The organism is Ensifer sp. GW821-FHT05G01 (assembly GCF_059419585.1).
This window is the reverse complement of the sequence record NZ_JBWKSC010000018.1, coordinates 81,908-93,992: the sequence shown is the minus strand read 5'-3', so window position 1 is coordinate 93,992 and position 12,085 is coordinate 81,908. Positions and strand designations below refer to the sequence as shown.

Sequence of the window (12,085 nt, the reverse complement as noted above, 5' to 3'; positions counted from 1 at the left end):
GGATCCATTTGAGGTCATGATGCCCCAAAAACTGCAGACCAAGACGACAAATGCCATTGATGTTCATGTCGGCAGCCGTATCCGCCTGCAGCGCACGCTCAAGGGAATGAGCCAGACGACATTGGCCGAAGGGCTCCACATCACTTTCCAGCAGGTTCAGAAGCGCCCGTGCGCGTGAACGAGGCATCGTCAATGCGAATTGCCATATGCTGGCGGCGGCGAGTGGAAATGAGGAGAAACGGAAACCTCTCACAGTTCGCGCCCTGGGTAACGAGCTGTGGCTCGTCGGGGATGGGAATTCGACCTTACCTAACGCTCGTCATTCCGGTTGGAAGGCGATACCCTGCAGCACCGGATAAGGAGAGATATGTCCCTTGCCTGCAGTTGCCATCGCGGACGTCAGCGGTCGGATCGACTACGTTCAACCCGGCGGCTCCACGCTCTCAGATCGCGGCGTATACACCCAGGAAAGTCTGCGGGCTGAGTATTTGCAGCGCACCGATCCCGCTGCGTTCCAAGACGAACGCACAGCTGGCTAAATCAAGGGAATCCTTGAAGAAACTCCCTCGTGATTACGCTGAACATGAGGGCAGCCTCCACCTTGGTGAACGAGTTCATCGCTCGCGCCTACCCTTATCGCCAGGAGCCTAACCGAAACTACGTACGCATTGCATTCAGCCTCGCAGCTTGTGACGAGGACCATCACTAGGAGGACAGCTTCGAGGGGAAGGAAAATGCACTGCTTGGTCGAGGAGCTGCCGAACCATTGTTGGGCTGCCGCTGTTCCGGAAAGCGCGAAAGGATGCGGCATGAGGATCGCTCGTTCGTTTCGACGACTGTGGGGCAAGTATGGCCCAGCCCGTCATCTGCAGATCATCGAGGGCGACACGTTGCTGTCAGACTTGCCCACTCGCGACGTTGTGCTGACGCGAGATGATGGAGACGATTGGAGTGTCGGCATAAGATGCCCGCGCGGTTGTGGTGATACGATCGAACTCATGATCCTGAGGGAAGCTCGTTCACGCTGGGATATTAGCGTCGACAAAGCCGGGCATCCTTCGCTCCATCCGTCAGTCTGGCAGAAGTCGGGGTGCAGATCCCATTTCTGGGTTCGCAAAGGGCGAATTCTTTGGTGCTAATAGGCACGCTACGCGTCTGTCAGGAGCTGGGACAAGCCGTTCATCCGACAAACAAAGCGACGAAGATGCAGTACTAGCTGGCAACTGCCACCAACATTTTGCTACACAAAATCGGAAGATTGGCTACCGCCGCCCGCACCCCGACGGGATGGCTGGCTCTTGGAATGCAACGCCCTCGTGGCTTGGCCGAATGCGGAATTTCTCCGTATTCCTCTGCGTCTTCTAAAGTTTGGTGCGCCCAGACACAAGATTCAGCACTTCGTCCCGATGCTCATCCAGATGGGGCGGCGCCCTGTGATAGCGAACGGGGGTGGCCGACAGATTCAACGGATTGCCAAGGAGGCGGACCGAACCGCCGCCTCCGTCGACGGGTACTGAGACCACCATACCGCGCGCCAAAGTGTGCGGGTCCGTCAAGACTTGATCGATGGAGGCCACGCGGCCGGCCGGGACACCGGCCGCGGTGAAGCGCTCGACCCACGAGTTCGCCGTATCCCGACTCAGCGCTGGCGCTATGATGCGCTCAAGTTCGTCCCTGCGCTCCAGCCGATCGCGATTGCGTTTGAAACGTGCGTCGCTGGCAAGCTCTGAACGTCCAATGACCGAAGCGAAGCGCTCGAACTGAGTGTCATTTCCGACGGCAATCGCTATGTCGTCATCGCGCGTCGCAAACGTCTGATAGGGTGCGATGTTCGGATGCTTGTTGCCAAGCCGCGAGGGCGTCCGCCCCGACACCAGATGGTTCGTCGCCGCGTTGATCAGCCATGCGACCTGACTGTCGTAAAGCGAAAGATCGATGAACTGTCCTTCACCGGTGCGGTCCCGGTGACGCAAGGCCGCGAGAATTCCGACGGTGGCATACATGCCGCACATCACGTCGGCTATACCCACTCCAGCCTTCGTGGGCCTTCCGCCGTCCGCGTCAGGTTCGCCAGTCACGCTCATGATGCCCCCCATCGCCTGGATCAGGAAGTCGTAGCCGATGCGGCTGGCGTATGGACCGGTCTGTCCGAAGCCGGAAATCGAGCACCAGACGATGTCTGGTTTCAGGCCCCGGATATCCCCGTATCCGAGCCCCCGCCGATCGAGATCGCCGGGCTTGAAGTTCTCGACCACGATGTCCGACATGCTGGCAAGTTTCCGGACGAGAGACGCTCCATCCTCGGTAGCGATGTCGATTGCAATCGACTTCTTGTTCCGGTTCGCGCAGAGGAAGTACGCGCTGAGATCGCTATCGCCTCCATCCGCATCTGCGACGAATGGCGGCCCCCATGTGCGTGTGTCGTCGCCGCTGCCCGGCTTCTCCACCTTGATCACCTCCGCGCCCAGATCGCCAAGCAGCTGTGTCGCCGTGGGACCGGCAAGGATGCGCGAGAGATCCAGTACTCTGATCCCTTCGAGGCTCGCGGGCTTGTCACCTGTCATGCGGGCGCTCCTTTGCGTTCCATGGTGCGGTCTTGAACCAACCAACTACGTAGGCCGTGGCGACGAGCACGGCGAAGCCGGCGAGGTTGGCCATCGAAACGGCAAGCGTGCCACGTCCGATGTGGTCGAGCAGAAAGCCGACAATCTGGGCCATCACCATGCCCGCTGCGAAGACGGCAAGCGACTGCTGCCCTACTTTCATGAGCACGGCGGTGAAAGGGCGGACGACGGGGTGATTCAACCGGCCCCCCCGGGTTCCGACTGCCTGGACTGCCAAATAGGCTAGCGCCAGGAAATGGACCAACCGGAGCAATCCGAACGCGGTCTTGTCGGTAAGTGGCATGAGCGCCCGCGCGGCTTCACGGAAGAATGGCGACCCGGCGAGAACCACGTGCCAGGAAAAAGGCACCGCGATGGCGACGACCAAGGTCGCGACCGCGACCAGCGACCAGCGGAAGCCAGGCACGGGCAATGTCCCACGCATCAGGAAGAACCCGACGAAAAAGATCAGCTGCCAACCAAGGGGGTCGAAGAACCAACGTCTTTCCGACCACGGTTCTGCCGGAAAGTGCACAAGCGGGATCTGCGCCGAGAGCCATAATGCCGCCATCAGTGCCAACGGCATAAATCGATGCGCTCGCTCCGCGAAAAGCATGGCGGGCAGCATTGCAAGGGTGACCAGGTACATCGGCAGAATGTCGAAGTAGTTGGGCACATAGGTGAGCGTGACAAGGCCGATCAGCATTGTAGCCGGATCGTTGAAGAAGGGGACCAGGTTCAAGCTCTGGACATAAGACGCGCCGTCCGGCCTGTCGCCGGCAGCCACCAACAACGACGCGACTGCAAGAAAAAGACCGATATGCACCCAGTAGATCTGCCAGATGCGGTGCATGACCCTCGCGAGAAGCATCCGGCCGCCGCCCCTGTCGAAAACGCCGCCAAAGGCGATCGCCGACGCCATCCCCGAAAGAAAAACGAACATCTCGGTCGCATCCGAGAACCCGAAACGCGCGGGTATCCAAAGTGCCCAGTGGTCGTCCGGCACGTGCGCAACCAGAATGATCAACATCCCCACGCCGCGAAACACGTCGAGGCGGGGGTCGCGCGGCCGCTTCGACCGCGTCGCCTCGGCTTGAATCATGGATTCAGAAGGCGTTTTTGTAAGCATCGGCATCAAACCGGCAGACGATGAGTGTGAACCGGTCGCGCTGAGCGGCGGCTTGGAGTTCGAGCCGTAGCGCTTTTGCGTCATCGACGTTCACGCCATGCCCGCCGAACCCGCGCGCCACCGCTGCGAGGTCGGTTTCGCCGAGAGAAACCCCAACAGGCTCCAGTCCAACGGCGGCTTGCTTCAAGGCGATAAGGGCAAGGCTGCGATCCTGGAAAACCACGACGGTTATAGGCAGGCCGAGATCGCGCAGCGTCGCCAATTCTCCGATCCCCATCTCAAGGCCTCCGTCACCGACCACGGCAAAGACGTTGCGGGCTGGGTCGGCAATCTTTGCTCCAATCGCCAAAGGCAGGGCGGTAGCCATGGTGCAGAAGCCGGCGGATTGGAGCAGCGACAACGGGCGCGACGCCCTCCATTTCTGGGAAAGCAGTATGCGATGCGCCCCGCTGTCTACGGTTACGACCCCGTCATCGCCCGCCGCCTCGTTCAAGACGTCGACGATGACATGCGGACCGAACGTCGACGGCGACGCGAAGTACGCAGCCAGCCGTGACCTGGCGTTTGCCGCCTCTCCGTCCTTCCAGGACCTGCTCGGTTTTACGGCCTCGAGCAAAGCCCAGGTGACGGCCGCCGTGTTGGCTCTAATGCGGGCCGCGGCATGGTACATGCCTTGATCCGGTGCAGCCGCCGTTATCTCCACCAACGGCGCAGCGTCCCTGGCCAGGTCCAACCAACCGATACGCATTTCGATGGGATCGAAGCCGATCATGAGAACGAGATCGGATTGACGTATCAACTCAAGCAGAACGGTATCCGCAACGGGCGAAAGTCCCGCTCCTCCCAAGGCAAGCGCATGGTGTTCCGGCATCAGCCCCTTGCCCTTGTATGTCGTAACGACCGGCGCCCCGATCTTCTCGGCCAACTGCCTTATTGCATCGGCGGCTCCTGCTCTTGCGGCTTCAAAGCCCCCGAGAATGATCGGGCGCTCGGCCCTCTCGATGCGGTCTGCAAGGGACGCGATCGCGGGGTCGTAGGCTCGGACCACAGGTGCCGCGGTGATCGTCGGGTGAACTACCGGACGACCTACACCGGTCATTGCGGCGACAGCCGGCGAGAAATCGAGATGCACCGGTCCCATCGGCTCGGTCAGCGCCGTGTCGAGTGCGCGAGCTACGGTCGATGCGGCACTTTCCGGTTCGATCTCATAGCTCGCCTTCACCAAGGGTCTCAGAAGCTGCGCATGGTCGATTACCTGATGGGTGAACCGGGCCCGGGTCGGGCGATCGACGATCCCTGAAACCACGACCAGCGGGACATGCTCCTGGGCGGCATCAGCGATCCCATTGATTGCATTCGCCAAGCCGGGGCCGATTGTTGTCACTAAAAGCCCCGGAGTGTTCGTCATCACGCTGACACCCGCTGCCATTGAAGCCGCCGCCGTTTCGTGGCGCGCCAGGTGAAAGCGGATGCCGGACCTTTGAAGTCCGTCGATCAATGTGACAACCTCGCCACCCGGCATGCCAAAGGCATGGCGGATTCCGTAGGCATGAAGAGTTGCCGCGACCGTGTCCGCTACCCTGGGGGAGTTGGAGGTTTCTGAATTACCCATGGAGGAGTGACCTTTTTGCAGAAGCCGAGACCTGCGCAAATTGGCGGGACCCCGGCAAGGCGTTAGATGTGAAAGTGGTTGGAGACAGGAGAGAGCGGAAATGCGTGTTATGCACCTCATCATCGGCATCGCCGCCCTCACGTTCGTCCAGGACGTCAGAGGGACCGATACCGATCGTGGCACAAGACACGAAGTCGGCAGTGGGTCCTATCTCATCGAGTTGCCAGAGCAGAGAGCGGCCATGGGCGCTTTCATCTTCTTTCACGGATACAAGGGGTCTGCCGACCGGCAGATCCGCGACAGAAGACTGGTCGAAACCGTTCACAAGCATGGCCTGGCATTTGTCGCGCCGGACGGTCTCCAGGGAACTTGGTCGCACCCCAACGCACCAGGTCGATATCGGGACGAGAAGCAGTACGTCGCGAGAGTCCTCGACGACCTCCGCACCCGGTTCGGCTTCAATGCGGACAACGTGCTTATCGGTGGCTTTTCGCAGGGCGCCTCGATGGCGTGGTACACGCTCTGCCAGCAAGGGCATCGTGCCGCTGGCGCGGTGACTTTTTCCGGAGTCTTCTGGGCTCCGCTGCCAGATCCCGAATCCTGCGTGAGAGACCTGCCGCCGATCGTGCATTTTCACGGCGCTGCAGACCGCACCTTCCCGCTCGCGGGTCGTGTCGTTGGCCGCTCTTTTCGCCAGGGTGATACCTTCAAGAGCGCTGAGATCCTCAGCAGGCGGGCGGGCTGCGGCTTGCAAGAGGACGTCGCGACCCAGATCGGTGGGGTCGGCTGCAAGGTTTTCCGCGGCTGCACGCGCGGTGACGTCGCCATCTGTGTTCACGACGGAGGGCACGACATTCGCTCGGAGCACCTCGACGCTGCTCTGACCGAACTCGGATTTTAAACGGGATACTTCCGCGCACGTCTTGGTCGCGCCCGATGTCGGCAGATCACCCGAGATCTTGCTGGCCTGTTCTCCTCTCATTCGCGGTACCGAATGACAAACGCGACGACGATGCCGAACAGCATGTGTCCCGCGAGCGACGCCCATGTGAGCGGGATGAAGTTCAGGAATGCGGGCAATCCGGCGACCAGGTGGGCCATCACATAGAGTGCGAACACCCAAAGCCCGATGCCGAACCCGATACCGGTCAGCAGTAAAGGCAGCTTCGGGATGAGGCGACGCTGAAGCGGCCGCGCGATGAAAAGATATCCAAGCGGATAGAACACGATGCCGACTATCGCGTGGATTACTTCGGCCAAGCCGCGATTCTGAAAGCCGAAGACGCTCTGGATAAGCCCGGCCGGCTCCAATGGCCCTCCGACGAGCGCCGGCGTGATCAAGCGCGCCCAGACTTCCCAGGTAAGATCTGCCCCTGCGCCGGCCACGACTGCGTTCAAGAGCAGGACTCCTGCAGTACTGGCGAATGTCGGCGTTCGGCGCGTGATTATCGTTGTCATAGACGGGACTCTCTAAACCTTGTTTGACGGTGCCGCCCATTCAGGCCACGGCTCTCATCTCGATGGAGGACAACAGCCGGTCTTCAGCCTTGAGGATCTGGCGCGTGCTGCGGATGCGAGAGAAGCCATCCCGATCGCCGCTGATTTCTGCCGCCTTGGCTAGGGCGAGCACGAAGAAGTCGCGCTGGGCGTTGCTGCCGCCGACCTTGGGGAGGTTGCCGACAATTCCTTCCAGCAGTCCCTTGGCAGGGCGCGGATCCAGGCCCGCAATCACCCGCGCCAGCGGCAAGCCCACGGCGGCCGCGACTTCAGCCTGTTCCCCTTGGGCGGAAGCTTTGCGCTCGAGTGCTCGCAGCAGATCGTCGACGGCTTCCCGGTCGCCGATCGCCACGAGTGCAGCAAGCGTATGAAGAGAGGCGAATACGAGCGTCGTGTCGCGCCTGCGCCGGACAGCCGTCTCGGCCAGATCCGTCCAGCGTCCGCCCACGTCGACACCCGTCTGATCGAGCCGCCACAGCAACGAAACTGCGTTGGCGACATCCCGAAAGTCATCGGTCTGTTGGGGCCGAACCTCGTCGTCGTATAGCTGCAGCACCCTGTCGTGCTCGCCACGCTCGAGGTGCAGCAGAGCGAGGTGCCAGGCCATGTGGAAGGAAAAGTTGTTGCAGCGGGACCAAGACGCGCGGCCGCTCTCCAACCAGTCAATTCCAAGGCTCGTAGCCCCGCGCATCTCATATACATGAGAGACCGCGTGCAAGCCCCAAGAGTCATCCGGCTGCAATGCCACCGCACGCCGGCCGGCGGCTTCCGCAGCATCATAGAATCCATGCTCCTCCAACGCGAACGCATGACACCCGAGTATGAAGCCGGCAGCCGGAATTTCATCGCTCCAATGCTCCATCGCGCGCCTGCTCATGGCGAGCATTCCGGCGGAATCGCCAATCATGAAGCGCAATGCATGGGCGATCTTGAAAGGCAGAAAGGTGACGGGGCGATCCGAAAATCCTGCATCCAATCGGCGGGCCGCTCCGGCGAACGAGCCTGAGCAGGCATCTTCCAGCGCGTTGACGAGAACTCGCTCGTCTTGAGTTCCGTCCTCTCGCCTTTCCAGCGCCCGTCGGGCGCGCGTCAAGGATTCGTCGGCAACGGAGACAAGTTCGGAGCGGGCTAGTATAAGATTGGCGAACCCTTTCAACGCGTGAGCTGCAACATGATCCGGATCGGAGCGGAGCGTCTCCTCCAATGCGGCTCCGGTATTGGGACGGTGGGCAGCCAACCCGTAGACCGCCGTCTCGAAGGCCGCCTGGGCGTCGCTGCTGACACTGCTGAGCGAGAGATCGTTTGCATCGCACGTCATTGTCCCGTCTCCTCTGAAGATCCTGTGAGCGTGGCGGTGGCCGGGCCGACCTCACGCAACAGGGTGAACGGGACCGAGCCACGCAGGCTCTCGCTCGTGAGACTTCTGGAGATCTTCAGGCTGCGGACATACGCTCGGCAGTCACGGCAGAGCGCAAGGTGTAGTGTTACCGAAACCCGGGTCCCTATGGGATCGTCGGCGCTGATGTGGTCGCTGGCGGCTTCCGAGACTTCTCTGCAAGTCAACATGCCCTGTGTCCTTTCGTTAAGATGTCTATGGCAATGAGACTCGGCACACGGGCCTCCGTTACACCGCATCGCCGATCACGCCTGCGTGATCGGCGATGGTTCCTCCAGGAGGGATTCGATATCGTTCCGGATGCGTGCGCGCGCGCGGTGCAGGAGCACGCGTTGATTGTCCTGGCTTAGTTCGAGCAAGCGGCAGGTTTCGGCCGAACTTCTGTCTTCGACGTCCCGCATGATCAGCACTGCCCTTTGTGCGGGCGGCAGCCGGTCGATCATCTCGCGCACATGCGTCCAGAGTTGACGACCCGCGATGATGCGCTCGGGGCTCAGCCCGTCGAATGGGATCGGCCTTTTGATCCAGTGTCCATCCGCACTGAACCTGTCTGCCCCGGAACCGCCGATGTCGCTGCCTTCTTCCCACTCGACGGCGAGTGGGGTGTAACGTCCTTCACGTTTGGCGGCGGTCTTCGCCTTGTTGATCAAAATGGCGATGATCCAGGTGGAAAGCGCTGCTTTTCTCTCGAATTTCCCGATGTTCGCGAACACGGCGAGCCACGTTTCCTGAACCACGTCTTCCGCGGCCGAACGGTTTTTGACGATCGTGTCTGCAAGCCTCACGAGAGCGCCGTGATGCTTCAGGACAAGCGCTCGGAAAGCCTCCTGATCCCCGGACTTCAGACTGTCGACAGACTGCTCGTCCGCGGTGAATCGTAGAAACAGAGCAGCGGCTGCAAACCAAAGCGAGAATGTCATGTCGGCGTTCCGATCCGAGGCTCGCGCATGCGCAGCGGCGAATGTGCGGCGTTGTTCGCTCCTATGGATTCGCGGGAACAGATCAGCATCCCATCGGCGCACCGGTCGTGTCGCACAGGAAGCAGCTGTCCCCCCTCACCGATCAGAAGCGGGTCGTCAGTTGCGTAAGCCATGCAGGCGATACCTCGACCAGCAGGGTCTCGACTTGCTTGTCGAGACCGGATGTCACGAGAAACCCGACGACCATGAGGGTGAGGCCCAGCGCGATCTTCCCCCCCTTACCGAAGCGCATCATTCGATCGCGCCAGCGGACCATCAGGTCCCGTGACAAAAGTCCGAGCAGAAGCAGGGGAAGTGCGGCGCCGATCCCAAAGGCCATCATTGTGGCCGACACCTGGACGAGGTTTTCCCCTCTGGCTGCCATCAGCGACGCCGCTCCTAGTGTCGGGCCAACGCAGGGGCTCCAGACCGCCCCCAGCAGCATTCCCATCGAGAACTGCCCCTTGAGCCCGTCGCCGCTGAACCCGCCGAAACGCTGCTCGGTCCAATTGCCGATGGGACCTGCCATCACAGCTACTCGGGCTTGCGCCACGGGTAGTGCGAGCACGATGCCCAGCGTCAGCATCAGCAGGCCGCCGATGGTGCGGAAGAAGCTCAGATCAAGTCCGATCCCGAATCCAATCAGCGCCACGAACATCCCGATGGTGACGAACGAGACTGTCAGCCCCGCAGCCAAGGCGACGGGACCGAAACGGTGCTTGCCCACCGCAGTCCCGAGAACGACCGGAACCAACGGTAGGACGCACGGCGACAATATCGAAAGCACCCCGGCAATCGCAGCCAGCGAGGTCGTGGTAAGCATTGGTCACTCTCCGATTGCGGATCGGAACAGATCGGATATGGAGTTCGGGTCCGTGTCACCCACCGACCGCGCGGTCTCGCGGTCGCCCCTGAATGCTATGAGCGTGGACTGCATGTTCGCGCCCAAGGACCGTACGACATCTCTCTGGCTGTCGAAGTCGACGTGGAACACGGTCACCTGGTCGAATTCCGGCGCCGCGGCGAGTCCCACTATGATCGGTTTTTGGGTAGCGCAGGTCGGGCACCAGTCCGCAGCTATATCGACAACAATCGGCTGCCCTGCGGACCGGGCCGCATTGAAGGTGGCCGCATCGAAGGGGAGAATTTCTCCTGCGTAGACGGGGCCGATCGTCAAGCATGCCAGCGCACCCGCGAATACGAGTGCCAGAAGTTTAAAAACGAGTTTCATTGCTTCTTCTCCAATGTCTTCACGAACAGCCGACACCGGCTGGACCGGCGTCGGAAAATCCAAGTCTCACTGGGCTATGACCACGAGATCCATCGGGCGGGACACGCCCGCAATGCGCCTCCCGATGCGAATTCCGCGTCGCAGACGCGGTCGGTAACCCTGTTTCAGTGCGAGTTTGAAAGTAGTGACGTCTGTCAGAGCTGTGACTTCCTCGACCCTTGTGTGCTTCTCGAGCTTGGCCGCGACGTTCACCGAGTCCCCGATTATCGTGTACTCGAGCCGCGACTCGTCACCGACGACGCCAAAGAGTACCTCTCCGCTCGTGACCGCGGCGCTTACCTCCGGTGCGGCGAGCCCACGGCTTCGGCGCTCCTGCGCCCACTGAGAGAGTTCCAGAACGATCTCGTCCACCGCCGCAAGTGCATCGGCGGCGAAGCTCGTCGTTGCTCGGACAGCGCCAAAGCTTGCGAAGATTCCATCTCCCAGAAACTTGTCGATCTGCCCTCGATGCCGCTGTATCAGCGGGATGACGCGCTTTTGGTATTCACCAAGAAGGTCCATCAGTTCGGCCGGACGCAGTTCATGGGCCAGGGCCGTGAACCCTCTCAGATCGAGGAACAGGGCCGCGGCGACGCGTGTCTCGGCCTGGCCAGGTTGGATCGCGCTTTCCGCCGTACTGATCGTTTCAGCGACGCCGGATGCGACAAATCGCGAGAGTTCGGCAGCGGCCGCATGGTCGATGGCCGCGCGTTCCATCAACCGCCTCGCGCGCTGCAACGCCACTGCGAGGACGACCGAGACGATCAGGATAGAGATGATCTTGTCGACTTCCGCTCCGAGCAGGACGGAGGGCGAAGTCATGTATTCAACGTAGTCGCGGGTTATGTGCCCCCCGCCTTCGGGTTCTGCTATCGCGAAGAGGAGCAGGGTCAGCCAGCCGATAGCGCCGGCAGCCCCGGCGATCAGGATCCATCGCGCCTCGAAACGCAGCGTGCGCAGCGTGATGAAGATGAACACGTACAGCAACGTAGGGGCTTTGAGATAGAACGAGGGAGGCTGCGCGTATTGGATATGGAAGCTCCAAATAAGCAGCATCAGTGTCGCGATATCCATCACGATGGAGACCGCCACAATCCAGTTCGACAGCTTCCCGCTGTGGGCGAGCCAGATTCTCAGTGTCAGGAACGCAGCGTAGACGGCCAGCGTCCAGGGCACGGGCTGGAAGCTCGCATCTTCGGGGAAGGTCTTTGGAGAGACAACGTATAGCGTTCCCCAGATCAGCAGGATGGCTGCCTGCACCCAGCCAATGAGAATTTCGCCCTTGCGCTGCTCCTGCGCCAGAGCAACCTGCACGCGATGGGGGACTGCGCCCGGCGGCGCTGCGCCGACGAGAGTTTCCCAAACCTTCGACGACAATTGTCTCGCAGCGCAGCCGAGAAAGAGCCAGACCGTCGCCGCAAGGCTCTCCAGTGTCATCGGGCCAGCGACCGGGGCGCGTGCGCCATCGTCAGGATGCACGTCCGTTTTTCGCCCGGAACACCGGGGTTCATCTCTATTGGCTCTTATTGAACCGGTCACAACGGATCCCGCTCTCATGTCCGGATAATGGGTACCCCCTGCGCAGAACCAACACTGGTAGCGTCATGCCTATTGGCCCG

Annotated in this window: 11 protein-coding genes and 1 pseudogene; 3 read left to right on the top strand and 9 right to left on the bottom strand. The window is 61.2% G+C overall.

Translation table 11 applies throughout. The features are described from left to right. Positions 1-19: 19 nt before the first annotated feature. Both AC07UR_RS31965 and AC07UR_RS31960 read left to right on the top strand, forming a co-directional pair. A pseudogene (locus tag AC07UR_RS31965) lies at positions 20-163 on the top strand (helix-turn-helix domain-containing protein); the annotation flags it as partial. 571 nt (positions 164-734) lie between these two features. After that, positions 735-1,139: a ubiquitination-like system serine protease family protein gene (locus AC07UR_RS31960; protein ID WP_494700402.1), complete on the top strand. Its 405-nt coding sequence runs from the start codon at positions 735-737 to the stop codon at positions 1,137-1,139. 222 nt (positions 1,140-1,361) lie between these two features. On the opposite strand, the gene AC07UR_RS31955 is transcribed toward AC07UR_RS31960, so the two are convergent. Genes AC07UR_RS31955 through AC07UR_RS31945 form a run of 3 tightly spaced genes read right to left on the bottom strand, consistent with a single transcriptional unit; the run spans position 1,362 to position 5,344 of the window. Further along, positions 1,362-2,564 carry a CaiB/BaiF CoA transferase family protein gene (locus AC07UR_RS31955; protein WP_494700401.1) on the bottom strand — a complete coding sequence of 401 codons (1,203 nt, stop codon included), beginning with the start codon at positions 2,562-2,564 and terminating at the stop codon, positions 1,362-1,364. Continuing rightward, complete coding sequence (locus AC07UR_RS31950) at positions 2,554-3,732, bottom strand: OpgC family protein (RefSeq protein ID WP_494700400.1); 1,179 nt, start codon at positions 3,730-3,732, stop codon at positions 2,554-2,556. The genes AC07UR_RS31955 and AC07UR_RS31950 overlap by 11 nt, the downstream gene beginning before the upstream one ends. Next, entirely contained in the window at positions 3,710-5,344 is a 1,635-nt protein-coding gene (locus AC07UR_RS31945; RefSeq protein WP_494700399.1) for a thiamine pyrophosphate-binding protein, read from the bottom strand. Before AC07UR_RS31945 ends, AC07UR_RS31950 begins: the two co-directional genes overlap by 23 nt. A gap of 109 nt (positions 5,345-5,453) precedes the next feature. Between AC07UR_RS31945 and AC07UR_RS31940 the strand changes: the two genes are divergently transcribed. Next, positions 5,454-6,245, top strand: coding sequence for a CE1 family esterase (locus AC07UR_RS31940; protein WP_494700398.1), 792 nt, complete (start codon positions 5,454-5,456; stop codon positions 6,243-6,245). Positions 6,246-6,322: 77 nt separating this feature from the next. Here AC07UR_RS31940 and AC07UR_RS31935 read toward each other — a convergent pair whose 3' ends face one another. The 6 genes from AC07UR_RS31935 to AC07UR_RS31910 form a co-directional block, all read right to left on the bottom strand. Continuing rightward, positions 6,323-6,802 (bottom strand): hypothetical protein, encoded by a 480-nt coding sequence (locus AC07UR_RS31935; RefSeq protein WP_494700397.1) that lies wholly within the window; start codon positions 6,800-6,802, stop codon positions 6,323-6,325. Positions 6,803-6,842: 40 nt separating this feature from the next. After that, on the bottom strand, positions 6,843-8,159 hold the full coding sequence (locus AC07UR_RS31930; RefSeq protein WP_494700396.1) for a tetratricopeptide repeat protein: 1,317 nt from the start codon (positions 8,157-8,159) through the stop codon (positions 6,843-6,845). A 323-nt stretch (positions 8,160-8,482) separates the two neighbouring features. Beyond that, positions 8,483-9,157: an RNA polymerase sigma factor gene (locus tag AC07UR_RS31925; RefSeq protein WP_494700395.1), complete on the bottom strand. Its 675-nt coding sequence runs from the start codon at positions 9,155-9,157 to the stop codon at positions 8,483-8,485. A gap of 142 nt (positions 9,158-9,299) precedes the next feature. Then, on the bottom strand, positions 9,300-10,019 hold the full coding sequence (locus AC07UR_RS31920) for a cytochrome c biogenesis CcdA family protein (protein WP_494700394.1): 720 nt from the start codon (positions 10,017-10,019) through the stop codon (positions 9,300-9,302). A gap of 3 nt (positions 10,020-10,022) precedes the next feature. Further along, positions 10,023-10,427, bottom strand: coding sequence for a thioredoxin family protein (locus AC07UR_RS31915; RefSeq protein ID WP_494700393.1), 405 nt, complete (start codon positions 10,425-10,427; stop codon positions 10,023-10,025). Positions 10,428-10,493: 66 nt separating this feature from the next. After that, positions 10,494-11,903, bottom strand: coding sequence for an adenylate/guanylate cyclase domain-containing protein (locus AC07UR_RS31910; protein WP_494700392.1), 1,410 nt, complete (start codon positions 11,901-11,903; stop codon positions 10,494-10,496). Between the last annotated feature and the right edge of the window lie 182 nt (positions 11,904-12,085).

Coding starts and splice junctions, on each gene's coding strand:
- AC07UR_RS31960 (WP_494700402.1), top strand. CDS start 735: ATGCACTGCTTGGTCGAGGAGCTGCCGAACCATTGTTGGGCTGCCGCT.
- AC07UR_RS31955 (WP_494700401.1), bottom strand. CDS start 2,564: ATGACAGGTGACAAGCCCGCGAGCCTCGAAGGGATCAGAGTACTGGAT.
- AC07UR_RS31950 (WP_494700400.1), bottom strand. CDS start 3,732: ATGCTTACAAAAACGCCTTCTGAATCCATGATTCAAGCCGAGGCGACG.
- AC07UR_RS31945 (WP_494700399.1), bottom strand. CDS start 5,344: ATGGGTAATTCAGAAACCTCCAACTCCCCCAGGGTAGCGGACACGGTC.
- AC07UR_RS31940 (WP_494700398.1), top strand. CDS start 5,454: ATGCACCTCATCATCGGCATCGCCGCCCTCACGTTCGTCCAGGACGTC.
- AC07UR_RS31935 (WP_494700397.1), bottom strand. CDS start 6,802: ATGACAACGATAATCACGCGCCGAACGCCGACATTCGCCAGTACTGCA.
- AC07UR_RS31930 (WP_494700396.1), bottom strand. CDS start 8,159: ATGACGTGCGATGCAAACGATCTCTCGCTCAGCAGTGTCAGCAGCGAC.
- AC07UR_RS31925 (WP_494700395.1), bottom strand. CDS start 9,157: ATGACATTCTCGCTTTGGTTTGCAGCCGCTGCTCTGTTTCTACGATTC.
- AC07UR_RS31920 (WP_494700394.1), bottom strand. CDS start 10,019: ATGCTTACCACGACCTCGCTGGCTGCGATTGCCGGGGTGCTTTCGATA.
- AC07UR_RS31915 (WP_494700393.1), bottom strand. CDS start 10,427: ATGAAACTCGTTTTTAAACTTCTGGCACTCGTATTCGCGGGTGCGCTG.
- AC07UR_RS31910 (WP_494700392.1), bottom strand. CDS start 11,903: ATGACACTGGAGAGCCTTGCGGCGACGGTCTGGCTCTTTCTCGGCTGC.